This window comes from Salmonella sp. 2018103, assembly GCF_026247685.1.
Classification (GTDB): domain Bacteria; phylum Pseudomonadota; class Gammaproteobacteria; order Enterobacterales; family Enterobacteriaceae; genus Salmonella; species Salmonella enterica.
The window spans coordinates 583,627-602,293 of sequence record NZ_CP111029.1 but is presented as its reverse complement, the minus strand read 5'-3'; the positions used below and the strand labels follow the sequence as shown (position 1 = coordinate 602,293).

The 18,667-nt window shown below is 53.1% G+C and carries 14 protein-coding genes and 6 pseudogenes; 9 read left to right on the top strand and 11 right to left on the bottom strand.

Annotated elements, in window-relative coordinates; genetic code table 11:
* The first annotated feature begins 77 nt into the window (after positions 1–77).
* Positions 78–851 carry a DeoR/GlpR family DNA-binding transcription regulator gene (locus tag OLG56_RS02900; protein WP_001083899.1) on the top strand — a complete coding sequence of 258 codons (774 nt, stop codon included), beginning with the start codon at positions 78–80 and terminating at the stop codon, positions 849–851.
* 157 nt (positions 852–1,008) lie between these two features.
* Here OLG56_RS02900 and OLG56_RS02895 read toward each other — a convergent pair.
* Positions 1,009–1,146, bottom strand: a pseudogene (locus OLG56_RS02895) (hypothetical protein); the annotation flags it as partial.
* Here OLG56_RS02895 and OLG56_RS02890 point away from each other — a divergent pair.
* The 3 pseudogenes from OLG56_RS02890 to OLG56_RS02880 form a co-directional block, all read left to right on the top strand.
* Positions 1,135–1,473, top strand: a pseudogene (locus OLG56_RS02890) (PTS system mannose/fructose/sorbose family transporter subunit IID); the annotation flags it as partial. The pseudogenes OLG56_RS02895 and OLG56_RS02890 overlap by 12 nt on opposite strands.
* A gap of 54 nt (positions 1,474–1,527) precedes the next feature.
* Positions 1,528–1,899, top strand: a pseudogene (locus OLG56_RS02885) (6-phosphogluconolactonase); the annotation flags it as partial.
* A gap of 124 nt (positions 1,900–2,023) precedes the next feature.
* A pseudogene (locus OLG56_RS02880) lies at positions 2,024–2,242 on the top strand (IS4 family transposase); the annotation flags it as partial.
* Positions 2,243–2,373: 131 nt separating this feature from the next.
* Here the strand turns inward: OLG56_RS02880 and OLG56_RS02875 are convergent.
* The 8 genes and pseudogenes from OLG56_RS02875 to rsmI all read right to left on the bottom strand — a co-directional run bounded on the left by OLG56_RS02875 (position 2,374) and on the right by rsmI (position 13,222).
* Entirely contained in the window at positions 2,374–2,676 is a 303-nt protein-coding gene (locus tag OLG56_RS02875) for a hypothetical protein (protein ID WP_079900301.1), read from the bottom strand.
* Entirely contained in the window at positions 2,673–3,047 is a 375-nt protein-coding gene (locus OLG56_RS02870; protein ID WP_079900302.1) for a DUF4329 domain-containing protein, read from the bottom strand. Before OLG56_RS02870 ends, OLG56_RS02875 begins: the two co-directional genes overlap by 4 nt.
* 117 nt (positions 3,048–3,164) lie before the next feature.
* Positions 3,165–4,301, bottom strand: a pseudogene (locus OLG56_RS02865) (ISAs1 family transposase).
* Positions 4,302–5,208: 907 nt separating this feature from the next.
* Positions 5,209–5,517 (bottom strand): hypothetical protein, encoded by a 309-nt coding sequence (locus OLG56_RS02860; RefSeq protein WP_000821332.1) that lies wholly within the window; start codon positions 5,515–5,517, stop codon positions 5,209–5,211.
* Between the two features lie 18 nt (positions 5,518–5,535).
* Positions 5,536–5,907 (bottom strand): hypothetical protein, encoded by a 372-nt coding sequence (locus OLG56_RS22265; RefSeq protein WP_436593736.1) that lies wholly within the window; start codon positions 5,905–5,907, stop codon positions 5,536–5,538.
* Between the two features lie 45 nt (positions 5,908–5,952).
* A pseudogene (locus OLG56_RS02855) lies at positions 5,953–9,741 on the bottom strand (RHS element core protein); the annotation flags it as partial.
* 68 nt (positions 9,742–9,809) lie between these two features.
* Positions 9,810–11,951: a type VI secretion system Vgr family protein gene (locus OLG56_RS02850; protein ID WP_079906038.1), complete on the bottom strand. Its 2,142-nt coding sequence runs from the start codon at positions 11,949–11,951 to the stop codon at positions 9,810–9,812.
* A 410-nt stretch (positions 11,952–12,361) separates the two neighbouring features.
* Positions 12,362–13,222, bottom strand: coding sequence for a 16S rRNA (cytidine(1402)-2'-O)-methyltransferase (gene rsmI / locus OLG56_RS02845; RefSeq protein ID WP_000812289.1), 861 nt, complete (start codon positions 13,220–13,222; stop codon positions 12,362–12,364).
* A 63-nt stretch (positions 13,223–13,285) separates the two neighbouring features.
* Between rsmI and OLG56_RS02840 the strand changes: the two genes are divergently transcribed.
* From OLG56_RS02840 to dolP, 4 genes are read left to right on the top strand one after another with little or no spacing between them, the layout of a single operon-like run.
* The gene (locus OLG56_RS02840) at positions 13,286–15,328 is read left to right on the top strand and encodes a penicillin-binding protein activator (RefSeq protein ID WP_079900575.1); all 2,043 of its coding nucleotides are present in this window, start codon (positions 13,286–13,288) and stop codon (positions 15,326–15,328) included.
* Positions 15,286–15,681 (top strand): YraN family protein, encoded by a 396-nt coding sequence (locus tag OLG56_RS02835; protein ID WP_000057285.1) that lies wholly within the window; start codon positions 15,286–15,288, stop codon positions 15,679–15,681. The genes OLG56_RS02840 and OLG56_RS02835 overlap by 43 nt, the downstream gene beginning before the upstream one ends.
* 21 nt (positions 15,682–15,702) lie before the next feature.
* Positions 15,703–16,293 carry a DnaA initiator-associating protein DiaA gene (diaA, locus tag OLG56_RS02830; protein WP_000893481.1) on the top strand — a complete coding sequence of 197 codons (591 nt, stop codon included), beginning with the start codon at positions 15,703–15,705 and terminating at the stop codon, positions 16,291–16,293.
* A 9-nt stretch (positions 16,294–16,302) separates the two neighbouring features.
* Positions 16,303–16,878, top strand: a complete 576-nt coding sequence (gene dolP, locus OLG56_RS02825) for a division/outer membrane stress-associated lipid-binding lipoprotein (protein WP_000643280.1) — start codon at positions 16,303–16,305, stop codon at positions 16,876–16,878.
* 66 nt (positions 16,879–16,944) lie between these two features.
* Here the strand turns inward: dolP and OLG56_RS02820 are convergent, their stop codons facing one another.
* A complete protein-coding gene (locus OLG56_RS02820; RefSeq protein WP_001521094.1) occupies positions 16,945–17,580 on the bottom strand; it encodes an NAD(P)H-binding protein in 636 nt (211 codons plus the stop codon).
* A 130-nt stretch (positions 17,581–17,710) separates the two neighbouring features.
* Between OLG56_RS02820 and yhbO the strand changes: the two genes are divergently transcribed.
* The gene (yhbO, locus tag OLG56_RS02815) at positions 17,711–18,229 is read left to right on the top strand and encodes a protein/nucleic acid deglycase (RefSeq protein ID WP_000037599.1); all 519 of its coding nucleotides are present in this window, start codon (positions 17,711–17,713) and stop codon (positions 18,227–18,229) included.
* Here yhbO and OLG56_RS02810 read toward each other — a convergent pair.
* Positions 18,209–18,652, bottom strand: coding sequence for a YhbP family protein (locus OLG56_RS02810; RefSeq protein WP_000380406.1), 444 nt, complete (start codon positions 18,650–18,652; stop codon positions 18,209–18,211). The two genes, yhbO and OLG56_RS02810, sit on opposite strands and share 21 nt — an antisense overlap.
* Positions 18,653–18,667 lie beyond the last annotated feature (15 nt).

Sequence of the window (18,667 nt, the reverse complement as noted above, 5' to 3'; positions counted from 1 at the left end):
TTCCTTTCGAAATTTAGCGTTCACCTTTCGCAATCCTTCGTTTAAACTAGTTACAGTTAATTATCAGGCAAATCAATATGAACTCATTTGAGCGAAGAAATAAAATTGTCGACCTGATTAATACGCAAGGCAGCGTGCTGGTGATGGACCTTTCAAATACCTTTGGTATTTCTGAAGTGACTATCCGTGCTGACCTGCGTCTGCTGGAAGAGAAAGGCCTTGTCACCCGTTTTCATGGCGGCGCGGCAAAACCGGGAAGTCATCTGGCGGAAGGCGACAATCAGGAAGTCATTCTGGAAGATCGGTATCAACTCGCCAGCGATCCGAAAAAGCGGATTGCCCAGGCGGCTGCGGCAATGGTTGAAGAAGGAATGACCATCATTCTGGATAGCGGGAGCACAACGTTACTGATTGCGGAAGCGCTCGCGCGAAAAAGCAATATTACGGTGATCACTAACAGCTTGCCTGCCGCTTTTACGCTATCAGAAAATAAAGATCTCACGTTGGTGGTCTGCGGCGGTACGGTACGGCATAAAACCCACTCAATGCACGGCACGATTGCGGAACGATCGCTACACGGCATCAGCGCCGATGTCATGTTTGTCGGGGCGGATGGCATTGATGCGACAAACGGTATTACCACGTTTAACGAAGGTTATTCCATTAGCGGCGTCATGGCGGCGGCGGCACACAAAGTTATCGCGGTACTGGACGCGACCAAATTTAACCGTCGCGGCTTTAACCAGGTATTGCCGATGGACAAGATCGATTGTGTGATAACCGATGACACCATCAGCAAACAGGATAAAGCGGCATTAGCGAAAACAGGCGTGGAATTAATGATCGTCTAAAAAGGAGTCGGTTATGCGTTGCTGATCGCGAGAGTAAGCCCGAAGGAAAGGCCCGGCCCGCTATCACCGCCCAATGCCCCCATCACTTTACCCACATCAATCACCTGATTGAGTATTAACGCGATGGCGATAAAAGGCGGTTCCCGGGCGCTCGCTTTTACTCTTCCTGCTGCCCCAGCGCATATTTATACAGCGCATTTTTCTTCACGCTGTGAATTTCTGCTGCCAGCGCCGCCGCTTTTTTCAGCGGCAGTTCTGCCTGTAGCAGCGCCAGCGTGCGCAGCGCGTCGGCTGGACCCACATCGGCTATTCGGTCGGGGTAAAAGCGATTGATAAGGTGAGGGAAAATTCGCAAATGATCGCCCGCTCCGCGACCATTCTTGGTATCACGGTGATTGGCGGCCTTATCGCATCTTACGTGCACATCAATGTCGTCACCTCTTTCGCCATCGACAGCACCCACAGCGTCGCGCTACAGCAGGATTTCTTCGATAAGGTGTTCCCGAACATTTTACCGATGGGCTACACGCTGCTGATGTACTACCTGCTGCGGGTGAAGAAAGCCCACCCGGTGCTGTTAATCGGCGTGACGTTTGCGTCGTCCGCGCTCGGCATTCTGTAAACGGAACGGAGGGCGCTGGCAATCGCGCCCTTTTCCCCAAAAGGACTATCTCCCATGCAAACGCTCCAGCATTATGACAACTACTGTGCCTTAAGCGAACGCGCCAGCGACTATCTGGCGGCATTCATCCAGAACAAACCCGACGCCGTCATTTGCCTCGCCACGGGCGGCTCGCCGCTGCTGACCTATCGCTATTTTGTTGAGAAAGTTAAACAGCGTCAGATCGATATCAGCCAGGTGAGCTTCGTGAAGCTGGATGAATGGGTCGGCATCCCTTTACAGACGCCCGGCACCTGCGAGGCATTTCTGCAACAGCATATCGTGCGGCCGCTGAATCTACGGGAAGATCAGTTGATCGGCTTCCGGTCGCAAAATGTTGATGAACAGGAGTGCGAACGCGTCACGGCGCTGATCGCGCAGCGCGGCAGGGCAAGATTACGAAACCCCGCACCCCGCACTGAGTAATCCCCAGTAATGTGCGGGTGAAAAAAGACAAGCATAGAGTTTTGTGATCTACTGATTGTGCAACCAATTCAATGAGATCACCTTTATGCCTGCTTATCAAGTATGTCAGAATTTCTTCCAGGATGCCTTAGCTCCATTTCACAAATACCGACAAAATGCCCTGCCGGATGTCACTGTTGCACTAATCAATGGCGCATCGCTGACGCTGACCAGTATCGGTCGTTATTTACCCGGAGCGGCTCAGGTCAAAAATAAAATCAAACGCGTTGATCGTCTGCTCGGCAATGAATCATTTCATCGTGAGTGGGCCGCAGGGCAAGATTACGAAGCCCCGCACCCCGCAAGGACTGACGCGAGGTACTCTCTGTCCATCGCCGCTCTTCTAATCTTTCTCTCCAGAGAATATTCACCAATTACCCAATAATTTATATCATTTCATTTGCTATAACTTTTGTTTATTTTTTCAATTTTAAAATCTTTTTTTGAAATTATATAAATAATTTGCTCCATACCGCTACCACGGGTTTCTTCCAGATGAGATTTACAATAGAATGCGATTTTAATATTTTCATCATTATCCTGTATCATGGTATTAAATAAGCCCCAGTTTGTATGCTCTCTAAAATGTGAAAAAGCAACATTCATAGCTTTTGTTTGTACTTCATCTAAAAAAACAAGTTTTTCACCCATACATCTTAACGGAATTAGAAAAATAAATGCAAAAATAATATATTTCATTTCATTTCCTCAGTTTTTCCAGTTCCAGGGGTAAACTTATAATATTTATTATCTGGAGTCCCCAAATAGCCAGTATAATCAGGATTACCTATACCATCACTTGTAATCCCAGAAATATCTTGCGGTGAAAAATGTAAAGAGTCATATGCATCATTTTGAGGTGATACTGGATTCCCCTTTAGATCAGAGTAAAAGCCATGTGTGTGATAATCACCAACCTTAGTTGAGCCAGAAGGACAAGAGCTATTTGACGGAGAAAAACCAGCCAAGCTTCCCTGTTTAGCTTCAGTTGCAATATATTTATTATTAGAGGTTTTACAAACTAACCCGCCATATTCTCTATTCTCTATAATTGATGTGCCATTACACATTTTTATGGCAAAAAGCGCAGCTTCATCTTGACTATTAAATTTATAGATTGGTATATCAGATAAGGTTAAACCTAATGGTTCTATATTTACTATCGGGTTCAGGGGATCAGGGCAAGATTACGAAACCCCGCACCCCGCAAGGACTGACGCGAGGTACTCTCTGTCCATCGCCGCTCTTCTCATCTTTCTTCTCAGCCCTGCTTTGAATTCCTTGTTTTCCGTCAAAATATTTACCGCTATATGTCTTATGCCAGAAAATAATTCCGCTGCATTTCCTCTTCTTATTCTGCAATCATCTTCGTTCATCGCCACGTCTAAACGCCAGTGCAATTTATTTTCCACATCCCAATGACTTCTCATCGCACTGGCAAATTTCTCTGCTGTTAAATCCGCTGAGCTTATATAATATCTCACCAGCATTTCTGGTTCTTTCTTTCCGCTATCTTTCTCTGAACGAAAAGATACCGCCACACATAGTTTTTTTAAACCTTTCCATTCAAACGTAAAATCAATTAACTCATCAGGAACATCGCTGACAATATGAAGCCGGGTTTCTTCTCTTCCATGTCCCTTTTCGGTTGTGGCATAACTGTCATACTTTGGATTATTTAGTTCTTTTAACGGAAATTTTTCTTCAAACGCTTTTTGCAATCGTCCCTGATTACCTTTTACTGAAAATAAATAGTCACCTTCCTGATGATGTATCTTTTCAGCAATATCTTTCTGGCATCCCATTGCATCCGTTGTAATCAGTTTCCCTTTGATATCAAGCATGTTAAGCAGTTCTGGTATTGCAGTAATCTCATTGGATTTCTCATTGGTTTTTATCAGTCCCAGTACAAGACCGTTCATTGTGGAAAACGCACTTATTACATGAATCGCCCCCCCGGCGACGGCTTTTATCGTAAGAGTGTCGAAGTGTTTTTCCATCAATAGCAATAATATCACCATCATCTGAAGAGTGACAATCTCGCATCCAGTTAATAAAACATTCATGGAATTTTCTAGGACTTATGCAGGATATAACTCTGGCAATGGTATCATGAACCGGAATGCCATTTTCAAAATCACCATATTCTTTTAAAAATTCTATATGGGCCTCGCCAAAATCCTGGATATCTTCCCAACCCTCAGCACCAGAAATGACAGCACAGATTGTCAAAAGCAGAATGTCTGATAATTTATGCTCTACTTCCAGGGTTGTCTGTAATCAGGGATAATTGAAGTATGTGCCATTAATTTTTCAAGATTCATAATCTGTTCTCCTTATTTTCCAGGAGATATTTGATCATATGTAAAGTCAGAAGGACAGTTGCACTGGATAAGGATTAGCTTAATTTTTAAACAAAAAATGCTGATTTATTAGTACAAAAAACATACTTCTGATGTTCTTTCCCTGGATCCGGTTGGTTTCTGCATAGTACTATCGTTTTATTTTTAATATATTTTCCTGGCCCACTACAGGAATTATGCGATTCCTCTCATTATTATTCATCTTTCTCCCATGTATCTACATTTCCATCGTTCAATAACATAACAATTTCATTCTCATTAATTTTATTTTTTGAGCATTTATAGTTTTTTTATTCTTGAATAACACTACACCTTTGTTATCTATGAAATATTCGTGATCATCTTCATATATATATTCTAATGTTTTCATCATCGAATAGATAACATTTATTCCCATGTGAGCTTAGTAATGCTAATACTTTTCCATGATTTCGTTGCAGCAATTCTTGCCCCCCTCCTTTCACTGCAAGCCTTTTAATTCCCCCCCCTTGTTATTGGTGTATAGGTTTGAATACGAAAAGGAATACGGAAAAATAGCATTTTCGCATCGCAAGAAAATGGTAAAATACAGACAAGCAGCAATAATGTGTTTTTAATGATTTTTTGAAGATGCAAAGAAAATACATAAAATTTCATTAAGCAGGGGGGGCTTATCTTTATCATCAGTATTTCATCCTTGGTGGGATTCCCATTTCTTTGCGGACAGGGTTCTCATGTTTTTTGACATTATTCATATGTCCTGGTCCGTCGTCATTTTGACCCATTGCATGCCCCATTTCGTGGGCGATAACTACACTTAATGGCGTAGGTGTCAGTTTGCATGCTTCATCTTTTCCTTTAATCAGTGCCAGCGGCAGTCCACGATGTATCATTGTAAGTCAACAGCCATTACTTTGCCGCCAGAGTAAGTGAAAAGTATTGTGCCAACATAAGTACCCTCGCCAGATTTATTGATCACCTCTAGATCTGCTTGCTTTGCTGCAAGTAATACCTGTTCCTGTGAAGTTGACTTCAGTAATAAAGGAAGTAACTTTTTCAGTTCGGAAGCCTGTCTATTCCGGTAATGAATTTCATCCATCCCGTAAGTTGTCATCACTCCCAAATCAAATACTCGATAAAGCAAAACAGCATTTATCAAGATCGAGCACAACAGCGCAAGTCTAATTATTCTCTTCATCACATTGCCCCTACTGAATTATTTCCCACCCGCTGTTGCAGCATCATGTGCAAATGTCTTGCAATTATTCCCTATCAGGCTATAGCAGTCATGTTTTTTACTAAAATCTTCGGCATATTCATTCGCACTTTTGTAATTAGTATCAGAATAATACGTTGGCGTTACAGTCGAACCATGTCCATATTTTTCTGAGGTGAATTTATATAGTGCATCTAGCGACTCTTTGGTTGGTTGTCCATCTTTACCCATGCTTAAGTCTGGAACAGGCCTCCGTCTTACATTCCCGCACTTTTTGTCTGTGTAGCGACCAAATTCATAATATTGAGTTTTTCCAGTTTTAGGATCAACAGTAACAACCGCACCATGACCAAGAGGTAAATTGAACCCCATTCCGGTATTAACTGGGTAATAATCATAATTAATTTGTATCGCATCTAATCCTAGGGGATCAATCCCCTGTACTGGATTTAAAGGATACATATACGGATTCCATCCACCATCCAGCCCTATCGGATCCTGTGTAATATACCTTCCCTGTCCCGGATTATAGTAACGGTGCCGGTTATAATACAGCCCCGACTCCTCATCGTACTGCTGGCCCGGTAGCCGTATCAGTTGCTCCAGGTGCTCAGGGTTTTCCTCACCCGACAAATTTCCCCATTCATCATACTCCCCGCGCCACGCCACCTGGTTATCCGGGGTAATCAGCGCCAGTGGCAGTCCACGCTGGTCGCAGTGGTAAAGATGAATTTTCCTTTGGGGTGTGTACTCCGGCTCCAGTTGCCCCGCCATCTGCTCCGGCGTCAGCCCGCATCCCGCCAGCCATGCCCGGCTCTCCTCACTCACCGCGTTACGCCTCAGTTCGCCCTCCAGCCTGTCCAGCATCGCCGTCAGCGCCGCCGGAAGCTGTACCGCCTGGCCGTCCTCGCTCCCTTCCTGCGACAGCTTCTCCGCCAGGCTGCGGTGCTGTGCTTTCGCCTGTTCAGCCGCGTCTGTTTCGATGCGCACCAGCGGCGTGAAGCTCCCCGGCGCATACACCGTCTGGACGCGGCTCTGTCCGGTCTGGATGGTCGTCAGCCTGTCGCCTTCCCAGCCGTACCACGTCACATACGGTCTGCGCGACAGCTCCATCCGCGTGTCGCTCCAGTGAACCAGCTCCCGCTTCCATACCCGTTTGCCCACCCTGCGGCCCAGCGGGTCGTAAATATACCGCCCCTCCGCCAGGACGGTGTTGTGCTGTGTGCGCACATAATGTACCAGACGGTGCTGGTTATCGTATTCGTACCGGTGTGTACGTTCGTCGTTCATCCGTATCACCACCCCTTCCGGGATGCGGTCCGTTTTCTCCGTCAGCCTGCCGTATTTGTCGTAGCGGTACAGGTACTGCATATCTTCCGTGATGCGGTTATCTGCCCATACTGTGGCACCCGTGTCGGGATAAAACTCCGGGTCCGGCAGCCGGTTCCCCGCCGGGTCCGTGGCATACGGGAGGGTGATGTTCAGATTCGCGGCGCTGGTATGCACCCCGGTCAGGCGCCCGCTCCCGCTGTAGCGGTACTCCCTCGTCTGCTGCGGCCCGCTGATGCGCACCAGCCTCCCGCCCTCATCGTAACCGTACTCCCGGTTTAGCTGTGGCAGTGTCAGGTGCTGACCATGAAGCTGACCGCCCGGTGTGTAAGTGGTCGTCAGTTCGTAAGCACCCGGCTCTGGTGCTGCGCCCGCACCGAACCGCCGCAACACCTCGCGGTGCAGCCTGTCACGCGTGTATTCCACCAGCGGCATATCCCCCAGCTTCATTCCCGCCAGATAACCGCTCCCGTACGTCAGCCACTCCACCGGCGGCAGGTTGTCCGGCTTAAACCGGTTCGCCAGCCCCTGCTCACTGTACCCCTGTAGTGTCTCATGCTGCCATAACAGTTCGTCCGTCTGCGGGTCCGTTACCGTCTGCCGCTCGCGGATAAGGCGGCCTTTATTATCGTAGCCGTAATGCACCGCCACCCGCTGCCCTTCACTGAGGTGACTCAGTTCCGTCAGCCAGCCGTGGTCGTCGTACTGCCAGCGTTCAGCCTCCAGGCCGTTGATGGTGCGGTGCGTCAGGCGGTCTGACGCATCATAATGCCAGTGCGTCACCAGGTCCTCATCCTCGCTGCGGACAAGCTGCCCCGTCACGTCATAACCGTACCGCTGTACCCGTCCGTCAAAGCCCGTCTGCTGTGTCAGGCGGTCCAGTTCGTCCCAGGTAAATGCGCTGTGGCTGCCGTTCTCGTTGGTCAGTTGCGTCACACGGCCCGCAGCATCATATTCCATCCGCCGCGTCAGCCCGCCCTGCGTGGTACTGAGCGCCTTGCCCCACCCGTCGTACTGCGTTTCAGTGCGGCTGCCGTCCGGCCCGGTGACGGTGGTTACGTCACCCGCGTCGTTATAGTCATATCGCGTCTCACGGCCCTGATTATCTTTCTGGCTGACCAGCCTGCCCCGGCTATTGTAAGCCCGGTAAACGCTCTGCCCCTCCTCGCGGTGAATTGCCGTCATCTGGCCGAACCGGTCATACTCATACCGCGTCTCATACCCCGAACAGTCCGTGAACGCCACCATCTGGCCGTAACGGCTCCAGGTCACTGACTTACTGCTGCCGGTGGCGTCCTGTATCCCGGACGGTAATTCACTCTGCGGATTATCATAGCTGTACCGCGTCGTCTCGCCGGTACGCGATGTCTCCGCCGTCAGCCTGCCTTTATCATCATACTCCCGCGTGCTCCGCAGCCCGTCCGGGTACGTCGTGGACGTTAACTGCCGCTGGCTGTTGTAGCCATAGCGCACCGTCCTTCCGTCCGGCCCCGTCACCGCCGTCACCATCCCCGACGCCATGTGCAGGCTGTACTCCGTCCTTCTCCCTGCCGCGTCCGTCTGCGCTTTCAGCCTCCCCGCCGGGTCGTACTCGCTGCGCGTCACACTCCCGTCCGCTGATTCCTTCATCACCACCCGTTTCAGGCCGCCTTCACCTTCCGTGTGCAGCACTTCGCGCCGCCCCAGGCTGTCCGTGATGGTGACGCGGTTCTTCTCATACGCATAGCGGTAGCTTAAGCCTTCCGGGTTAAGCTGCTCCGTGACACGCCCTGTCTCATCATAGCGGTAGCGCATCTGCGGCCTGCCTGCATACCGGTGGCCCGTCATCCGCCCCGGATGCTCCGCGTCATACAGGAAGCGGCGCACCTCCATGCCCCCACGGTCATACACGGCGGCAAGCTCTCCGCCCGGCGTGTACTCATATCGCGACAGCATTACCGGCTCCTGGTCGCCCTCAGCGTCCGGCTCATACGTCAGCCATACCTGCGAGAGGCGGATACCGTTATCCGTTCCGTACTCCGTGGCGGGCAACGTCTCAGGAAAATCAACAGATGCAGACCGGGACGTGCCGGAAGTGCCTGCTGTGGCGTAAGCCGCCTGCGCCGCCTCCGCACGCTGCGCCTGCGTGGTCAGCACCAGCTGAAAGCGCCGTCCCGCACCGTCCGTCACCCCGGTGACGCTCCCGGTAAATTCACCTTCCGCAGCGCGGTGATACGTCAGCGTCCGTCCGTAACTGTCCGCCAGCCCCGTCAGCACACGGTACGGCGGCAGCGGCGCGGGTAACGCCTCATCCATGCCCGGCACCCGCTCCGTCCATCCCAGTATCCACCACGGCCCCTGCATACTGTTCGTTGCCAGGTACGTGTTCGGGCTTAGCCGTATCTCTTCCGGCAGTGCCTGCCAGAGACCATGCAGCGGGTTGCTTTTATCCGGCATAAGCACCCCGCACCGCGCCAGCCAGAACGACTCGCTGCGGCTGTATGACGACTCACCCGGCGACAGTGGCTCAAAGTGAATGCTCCGGCCTCCGCTGTCGTTCAGTATCAGCGCCCGCTCACGAATCTGTAAGCGCATATCGGCAGGCATCTTCCAGCCGGGGCCGAACAGCCCCGATGACGCGGGCGTCTTCGTCCGGTAGCTGCTGTAGGCGCGGCTAAGGATGAACGGCAGCGGGCCGGGCAGCGCAAAGTCGGTCTCACCCGGCAGCACCTTCGCCCCCAGCAGCGGGTTCACCGGCTCGCCGGACGTCATCCCACCCGGACATACCGAACACGCCACGCTTGTCGGCGCGCCTATCAGCACCCCTGCTGAACCCTGGACTATCGGGCCTCCGTACTTCGTCATATCACCCTGTCGCGCCGCCGGTTTTCCGCTCATACCTTACTCCTTAATGTCCTTCTTCTTTTTTATCCCGTCATACCACTGCCTGGCTGATCGCTCACCGATCAGAACTCCCTCATATCCGGCATCTTCGGCTCCGGCGAGTCATCCTTCGGCGCATCCGGCACGGTTTCTGTTGCGCCGCAGTTCCAGTTGATCGTCAGCGCATCACCATTGACGCTTTCCGCACCTTCCAGATCAATTTTCGTTCCGTTAAGGAAAATTTTTCCGTCCTTCGTCATTACCAGCCGGGCTTTACCGCAGCGAAGCTCCAGATGTTCACCCGCAGAATAAATCGCTGTCTGCCCGGCATTGTCTGACCTTGTTTTCCCCACCGAGAAGGTGACTTTGTTCCCCACATTAACGCTGTACCCCATCCCCACCATCAGCGATTTATGCAGGCCCACCTGTGAAGACTGCATCATGGCCACTGAGGTGTTCATAATGGCGCCCACCGTGGTCTGGTACACCACGCCCACATTCAGGGCGCGGAGGAGTCCCACCGTTTCAATCTGGTTTGTCCCCACCTTGATCACCTGATTGCTGCCCACTTTCTCCACCTGGTTGACGCCAACGTTCTGGATCTGGTTGACGCCGATGGTCTGGATTTGGTTATTGGTGACAGCGATCACCTGGTTATTGCCAATGGTTTCAGCATGGTTATTCGTCACATCGGTGGTGCGGTTGTGCAGCACCTCGGTATTCATGTTCTTCTGCGCGTGGATATACACCCGCTCTTTCCCTGTCGCATCATCGAACATGAGTTCGTTAAACCCGCTGCCTTTATAGGTTTTCGAGCGGATGGTCATCTGCGTTTTGGTGCCCGGCAGGCTGCCCGGCGAGCGGTTTTCCTGGTGGTAGGTGCGCCCCATGATGATGGGCTGGTCCGGGTCGCCGTTGAGGAAGTCCACTATCACTTCCTGCCCCACCCGCGGTATCGCCAGGTTGCCGAATCCCGGCCCCGCCCATGCCTGCGCCACCCGTATCCAGCACGAACTGTCCTGGTTCGCCGGGTTATACCGATCCCAGTTAAATTTCACCCGCACACGGCCATGTTCGTCGCAGAAGATTTCCTCCCCTGCCGGGCCGGTGACCACCGCCGACTGCGGGCCGTCCACTGACGGTTTGGGCAGCGGGCGTGGCCGCCACGTCCTGTCTGCCGGAATGACCGTAAAATGATTATCCAGCGTTGTCCCTGAACCTGAGCGCCCCGCCGCCGCCTGCGGCTGGCTGCCGTGTAAATCGCTGCTCACCACCTGCCATTCCCGGTTCAGGCTCGCCTGCGGGTGCTCCGTCAGCTGAATACGCCGTCCCGGCCATATCGCCGGCGAACGGCTTTTCCCCTGCGCCACTTCGGCATTATTACGCCAGCCCTCCATCTGCCAGCGGGCGAAGTTCTGACCGTGGCCGTCCTTGAAGCGCCCCGGATAATCAAAGACCTCATACTGCGTGCGCTGGTAATCCTGATGTTCGCCCTGGTGCTCAAAGCGGCCCGCCCAGCCGGGGCGTTTGAAGGTGTAGTCCTTGCCAGTGACGGAAGAGGGGCGAATTTGTGCGCTGTGGCGGAACTGGCTGATACACGGCGTGCTCACCTCGGTGCGGGTGTTCGGGTTCCAGGGGATTTCAAACGCTTCCGGCAGAAAACGCACCGTGTCGCACAGCACCAGGCTCTGGTCGTCGCTGGTCTGCGCATGTTCCTCGTAGAAGAAAATACCTTCCTCCGCCGCCATCCGCGCCAGAAAGTCGTAATCCGTTTCGCTGTACTGTACGCAGAACTCCCGCACCGGATGCGGCTCGCTGAACAGCGGGCTCCACTCCGTCACGCCGTTTTCCTGCAGTATCGTCCCGAGAATGCTTTTTATGTCTTCATTCTGGAAAATACGCGAGTTCTGCCGCAGCGCGGCGCGCCACACCGGCGGGCGAACTTTCATGCTGTACAGCATCTGATGCCCGTCGTTTTCCCCCTGTTCAAACCAGGTCACGATGCCGTTCACCCGGCGCTGTATCTCCGTGCCCTGCCAGATTTTCAGGTGCGCCGGTTTTTCCAGTACCTGAGAGAAGTCAATATTAAGAAGTTGCTGGCTGACCAGCGAGATATCGAGGGAAAATAACGTGGAAAGGGACTGGCTCAGGTGAAAGGACTCCACGACCAGCGCATCCGGTGGCAGGCCGTCCACCTCCAGTGTGAAACGTAATCCTGTTGACATAGTTACCTTCCTGAATAAACACCCTGAGGGTACTCCCGGACATACGACATGGCTACCGCAGCCCGTTAATTTGCGAATTAACCGGAAAAATTAATGCTCCTGATAAATAAGGAGTCATGAAGTGGCATTATTTTGCTGTTACAGGAGGTTATTGGCAAATAATGTTTTAGTTATTTATTTTGTGAATTTAACATTATATATAATATATTGTGTGGATATATTCAGAAATGGATAAATGCAAAAAAACATTTATAAGATAAATAACTCGATAAATAGCGACACCGTTTCCATCTCTGCATCAGCCGATAAGGTAACCTGCCTGCTCGACGGCGAGCGCTATTCTGCCAGCTAACGCCTTCTGCACACTGACGCGTTGCAACCCTCCCGGCGGCAACGCGTTCAGGCGTGATTCAATTCTGCTGCTCCAGCGCATACTTATACAGCGCATTTTTCTTCACGCCGTGAATTTCTGCTGCCAGCGCCGCCGCTTTTTTCAGCGGCAGTTCTGCCTGTAGCAGCGCCAGCGTGCGCAGCGCGTCGGCGGGCAGGTCGTCTTCTTGCGCTTTATGGCCTTCGACAATCAGCACCATTTCGCCTTTGCGACGGTTTTCATCTTCTTTGACCCACGCCAGCAGCTCGCCGACCGGCGCGCCGTGAATGGTTTCCCAGGTTTTGGTCAGCTCACGCGCCAGCACCACATAACGGGATTCTCCCAATACCGCGACGATATCTTCCAGGCTATCTAACAGGCGGTGGGTTGACTCATAAAAAATCAGCGTTCGCGGTTCCGTTTCAATGGCTTTTAGCGCATCACGGCGGCCTTTGGATTTCGCCGGTAAAAAGCCTTCATAGCAGAAACGGTCGGATGGCAGGCCAGCGGCGCTCAGGGCGGCAATCGCCGCACATGGCCCTGGTAGCGGCACCACGCGAATCCCCGCTTCACGGCAGGTACGCACCAGGTGATAGCCGGGGTCATTAATTAGTGGCGTACCGGCGTCGGAAACCAGCGCAATGTTCTGCCCTTCTTTTAGCTTCGCGACCAGCGTTTCCGCTTTTTGTTGTTCGTTATGGTCGTGCAGCGCGAACAATCGGGCATTAATCCCAAAATGTTGCAGCAATAAACCGGTGTGACGAGTATCCTCGGCGGCAATCAGATCTACAGCCTGTAACACCTCCAACGCACGCTGGGTGATATCAGCCAGATTACCGATAGGAGTAGGTACAATAAAGAGTTGGCCCTGAGAATTATCCGCCGATTCGTTTTGTTTCATTGTGTCGTCCGTATTGCCGATTTAATATTGAGTATTGCGTAAAAAAATATCACTGGATACAGTATGGTACCCTCAACATTTTCTCGTTTGAACGCCGCGCGCGCGCTGCCTGTCGTCCTGGCTGCGCTACTTTTCGCCGGGTGCGGCACCCAGGCGCCAGATCAAAGCGCAGCCTATATGCAGGGTTCAGCGCAAGCTGACTCCGCCTTTTACCTGCATCAGATGCAGCAAAGCGCAGATGATAGCAAGACCAACTGGCAATTACTCGCCATTCATGCACTGCTGAAAGAAGGAAAAAGCCAGCAGGCCGTCGACCTGTTCAACCAACTCCCGCAAAATCTGAATGATGCCCAGCGTCGCGAACAGTCTTTATTAGCGGTAGAAATCAAACTGGCGCAAAAAGATGTCGCAGGCGCGCAGGCCTTGCTGGATAAACTAAAACCCGCCGACTTTGCGCCACATCAGCAAGCGCGTTACTGGCAGGCGCAGATCGTTGCCAGCCAGGGACGCCCGTCGCTTACCCTATTGCGGGCGTTAATCGCCCAGGAACCGCTACTGGCGGCGAAAGAGAAACAAAAAAATATCGACGCCACCTGGCAGGCGCTCTCCGCCATGACGCCGGATCAGGCCAGGACGCTGGTTATCAACGCCGATGAAAATGTGCTTCAGGGCTGGCTGGATCTGCAACGCGTCTGGTTTGACAACCGCAACGATCCGGACATGCTGAAAGCCGGGATCGCCGACTGGCAAAAACGCTACCCGCAAAATCCGGGGGCGAAAATGCTGCCGACGCAGCTCGTCAATGTACAACGTTTTAAACCAGCTTCCACCAGCAAAATCGCTCTGCTGCTGCCGCTGAACGGTCAGGCTGCCGTGTTTGGCCGTACCATCCAGCAAGGTTTCGAAGCCGCGAAAAACCTCGGCACCCAGGCGGTGGAAATCCAGCCTGCCGCCGCGCCTGACGCGCCGGTCGAACCTGGCGTGAAGGAGACGCAACCACAAATGACCAACGGCGTCGCCAGTCCGTCGCAGGCCTCGGTGAGCGATCTGACTGATGACGCTCCATCCCAGTCCGCTACGCCAGTCAGCGCGCCACAAACTCCCCCTGCTACAGCAAGCGCGCCGGCGGATCCCTCCGCTGAATTAAAAATCTACGATACCTCTTCCCAGCCGTTGGATCAGGTGCTTGCTCAGGTTCAGCAAGACGGCGCCAGTATCGTGGTCGGGCCGCTGTTGAAAAACAATGTGGAAGCGCTGATGAAAAGCAACACGCCGCTCAACGTGCTGGCGCTCAACCAGCCGGAAACGGTACGTAGCTTCCCTAATATCTGCTATTTCGCGCTCTCTCCGGAAGATGAAGCCCGTGACGCGGCGCATCATATTTATAACCAGGGCAAGCAGTCGCCGCTGCTGTTGATCCCACGCAGCACGCTTGGCGATCGCGTGGCGAACGCCTTCACCCAGGAGTGGCAAAAACTGGGCGGCGGCATCGTGTTACAGCAAAAATTCGGCTCCGTAGCCGAGCTGAAAATGGGCGTGAACGGCGGCGCGGGTATCGCGTTGACGGGCAGCCCGGTCGCCGCCAGCGTGCCTGCGCAGCCTGGCGTCACCATTGGCGGTCTGACCATCCCTGCGCCGCCGACCGACGCGCAAATCACCGGCGGCGGACGCGTAGACGCGGTCTATATTCTGGCTACGCCGGAAGAGATTGGCTTTATCAAACCGATGATCGCCATGCGTAACGGCACCCAGAGCGGCGCGACGCTGTATGCCAGCTCCCGCAGCGCGCAAGGCACCTCCGGCCCCGACTTCCGTCTGGAGATGGAAGGTTTACAATACAGTGAAATTCCTATGCTGGCAGGCGGCAATATGCCGTTGATGCAGCAGGCGCTGAGCGCTGTACATAACGACTATTCTCTGGCGCGGATGTACGCCATGGGCGTGGATGCCTGGACGCTGGCGAACCACTTTTCGCAGATGCGTCAGGTGCAGGGGTTTGAGATCAATGGTAATACCGGCGCATTAACTGCCAGCCCGGATTGTGTGATTAACAGGAAGTTATCATGGCTCAAATACCAGCAAGGGGAGATTGTTCCCGCCAGCTAACGCGTAAACAGGCTGGCGACGCGTGGGAAGCTGCCGCGCGTCGCTGGCTGGAAAGCAAAGGACTGCGGTTTATCGCCGCCAACGTGCGCGAGCGCGGCGGCGAAATCGATCTGATCATGCGTGACGGAAAAACGACGGTTTTTGTTGAGGTCCGCTATCGGCGCTCCGGGCTTTATGGCGGCGCGGCGGCTAGTGTGACCCGCAGCAAGCAACACAAATTATTACATACTGCCCGCTTGTGGCTCGCCCGCCAGAATGGGAGTTTTGATACTGTGGATTGTCGGTTCGATGTGTTAGCCTTCACCGGAAATGAGATTGAGTGGTTTCGGGATGCGTTTAACGACCACTCATAATTGAAGATTTTAAGGATTAGCGTGCTCGAAAGAATCAAAGTTTGCTTTACAGAAAGCATTCAAACTCAAATTGCTGCGGCGGAAGCGCTTCCGGATGCCATTTCCCGCGCCGCCATGACGCTGGTTCATTCCCTGCTTAACGGCAACAAAATCCTCTGTTGTGGAAACGGGACGTCCGCGGCCAACGCACAGCATTTTGCTGCCAGCATGATTAACCGCTTTGAAACGGAGCGACCCAGTTTACCCGCCATTGCACTAAATACCGATAATGTGGTCTTAACTGCGATCGCTAACGATCGCCTGCACGATGAAGTTTATGCAAAACAAGTCCGGGCGCTGGGACATGCAGGCGATGTTTTATTGGCGATCTCTACGCGTGGTAATAGTCGCGATATCGTAAAAGCCGTTGAAGCAGCCGTCACACGTGACATGACCATTGTGGCGCTAACCGGGTATGACGGGGGCGAGCTGGCCGGACTATTAGGGCCGCAGGATGTCGAAATTCGTATCCCTTCACACCACAGCGCGCGCATTCAGGAAATGCATATGCTGACGGTAAACTGCCTGTGCGATTTGATCGATAACACGCTTTTTCCTCACCAGGATGATTAAGGAGTACACATGAAGGCATTTTCGCCGCTCGCAGTCCTTATTTCTGCGTTGCTATTGCAAGGTTGCGTCGCCGCCGCGGTAGTGGGTACGGCAGCCGTCGGCACCAAAGCCGCAACCGACCCGCGTAGCGTGGGCACCCAGGTGGATGACGGAACGCTGGAACTGCGTGTCAGCAGCGCGCTGTCGAAAGATGAGCAAATCAAAAAAGAGACGCGCATCAATGTCACGGCTTATCAGGGCAAAGTTTTGTTAGTGGGCCAGTCGCCAAACAGCGAACTCTCCGCACGCGCTAAACAGATAGCGATGGGCGTTGAAGGCACCACCGAGGTCTATAACGAGATTCGCCAGGGTCAGCCTATCGGCCTGGGGACCGCCTCTAACGATACCTGGATCACCACGAAAGTTCGCTCACAGCTACTGACCAGCGATCAGGTAAAATCGTCAAATGTGAAAGTCACCACCGAAAATGGCGAAGTATTCCTGCTGGGCCTGGTAACTGAACGTGAAGGTAAAGCGGCAGCGGACATCGCCAGCCGGGTGAGCGGCGTGAAACGCGTGACCACCGCCTTTACGTATATTAAGTAACCGGTGTGCCGGGTGGCGATAAAAATGTGTAAACCGCGTCGCCATCCGGTAAATCATCCGGCTTCGCTACTCCGCTTTTTCCCGCAGTTGCGATGAGGTCAGAATCGTCACGCCTTCTTGTGCTGGCGCCAGCGCTTCCGCCAGCATGGCCCGCGCCACATCCCGCGCATCAATCGATTTCCAGTTTCCGGGCAGCAGCCGGAATAGCGGAGCGAAAAGCGTTTCATTCACCCGCCGCGTTGTTCTGTCGCCGAGCAGCATAGAAGGCCGGGCAATCGTCAAACGAGGCCAATTTTGCGCGATTAACGCCTCCTCCATTTCTCCTTTCACCCGATTGTAAAAAAACGGAGAGTGCGCGTTTGCTCCCATTGCGCTGACCACCACCATGTGCTGCGCGCCCAGTCGACGCCCGGTCAGCGCGGTATCAACCACCAGCGTATAATCCGCATGAATAAACGCCGCTTTACTTCCCGCTTCACGCCGGGTCGTGCCCAGGCAGCAAAAAACAATATCCACCGGGTCGGTCACCTGAGCTAACGCATCGGTAAGCTGCGGATCGTGAGGGTTATAAACGCCGACAATATCCGTCAGCGGGCGACGCGTCGGCGCGGCGATAGCACTCACCTGCGGCGTGTTGATTAACATTCTCAGCAGATGTCCGCCGACCAGTCCGGTCGCGCCGGTAATCAGTACCTGACTCATCCTCGCTCCTTTACAGATTTGTCCACCTTGCACTCTCGGCCCTATCGACCAGGCTTAATAGTCTACGAGGTAAGTATCCATCATTGTGGAAAATTTGCCTTACCCGACGCCACCACTGCGGAGGAAACGCATGAGTAAGAAAATTGCCGTTTTGATTACCGATGAATTTGAAGATTCAGAATTTACCTCGCCGGCAGCAGAATTCCGTCAGGCCGGCCATGAGGTCATCACCATCGAAAAAGAGGCGGGTAAAACGGTGAAAGGAAAAAAAGGCGAGGCCAGCGTCACCATTGATAAGGCTATTGATGACGTTCGTCCCGACGAGTTCGACGCCTTGCTATTGCCGGGAGGTCATTCGCCGGACTACCTGCGCGGCGACAGCCGTTTCGTGGATTTTACCCGCGATTTCGTTAACAGCGGTAAACCGGTTTTTGCCATTTGCCACGGCCCGCAGTTGTTGATCAGCGCCGATGTCATTCGTGGCCGCAAACTCACGGCGGTGAAACCGATTATTATCGATGTGAAGAATGCGGGCGCGGAATTTTACGATCAGGAAGTCGTCGTCGATAAAGATCAGCTGGTGACCAGCCGCACGCCTGACGACCTGCCGGCATTTAACCGCGAGGCGCTACGCCTGCTGGGCGCGTGAGTCGCGTAACCAGTGCAGTTTTTTACCAAACCCCAGCGTGTTGTCGGTGAATTTAATTTCATCCAGCCGGATTTCCCATACCGGCGCTGGCAGCACCCTGGCGACCGGGAAGCGACGAAGGTAAGCTTTACGCGCGGCGTCGCTCTCCTGCCCCTCCAGACGGCGAATTACCCCTTTAAACTGTACGCCGCGAATGCGCGCCACCGTTTTCGGCTGACCATTGACCGTTCCCGCAACTGGCGCGCACGCGCCGGACATTTGCGCATGGCGGGTTTTATCATCCGTTAACAGATACAGTGCGACGTTTTGCGCATCGAACAAATAAAACGCATTGGCGCACCACAGCTCTCCCTCATGGTGTACGCACCAGGTCACCACGTGTTGTTTCGCCAGCCAACGGCCAATAGCGGTAAGTGTGTCCATCTTTATTCTCGCTTA

Bases quoted from the DNA above. Each gene is read 5' to 3' on its own strand.
- OLG56_RS02850 (WP_079906038.1), bottom strand. From the start codon at position 11,951: ATGTCAACAGGATTACGTTTCACACTGGAGGTGGACGGCCTGCCACCG.
- OLG56_RS02860 (WP_000821332.1), bottom strand. From the start codon at position 5,517: ATGAAGAGAATAATTAGACTTGCGCTGTTGTGCTCGATCTTGATAAAT.
- OLG56_RS02810 (WP_000380406.1), bottom strand. From the start codon at position 18,652: ATGGACACACTTACCGCTATTGGCCGTTGGCTGGCGAAACAACACGTG.
- OLG56_RS02900 (WP_001083899.1), top strand. From the start codon at position 78: ATGAACTCATTTGAGCGAAGAAATAAAATTGTCGACCTGATTAATACG.
- OLG56_RS02875 (WP_079900301.1), bottom strand. From the start codon at position 2,676: ATGAAATATATTATTTTTGCATTTATTTTTCTAATTCCGTTAAGATGT.
- OLG56_RS22265 (WP_436593736.1), bottom strand. From the start codon at position 5,907: ATGGGGTTCAATTTACCTCTTGGTCATGGTGCGGTTGTTACTGTTGAT.
- OLG56_RS02870 (WP_079900302.1), bottom strand. From the start codon at position 3,047: ATGTGTAATGGCACATCAATTATAGAGAATAGAGAATATGGCGGGTTA.
- yhbO (WP_000037599.1), top strand. From the start codon at position 17,711: ATGAGTAAGAAAATTGCCGTTTTGATTACCGATGAATTTGAAGATTCA.
- OLG56_RS02820 (WP_001521094.1), bottom strand. From the start codon at position 17,580: ATGAGTCAGGTACTGATTACCGGCGCGACCGGACTGGTCGGCGGACAT.
- dolP (WP_000643280.1), top strand. From the start codon at position 16,303: ATGAAGGCATTTTCGCCGCTCGCAGTCCTTATTTCTGCGTTGCTATTG.
- rsmI (WP_000812289.1), bottom strand. From the start codon at position 13,222: ATGAAACAAAACGAATCGGCGGATAATTCTCAGGGCCAACTCTTTATT.
- OLG56_RS02840 (WP_079900575.1), top strand. From the start codon at position 13,286: ATGGTACCCTCAACATTTTCTCGTTTGAACGCCGCGCGCGCGCTGCCT.
- OLG56_RS02835 (WP_000057285.1), top strand. From the start codon at position 15,286: ATGGCTCAAATACCAGCAAGGGGAGATTGTTCCCGCCAGCTAACGCGT.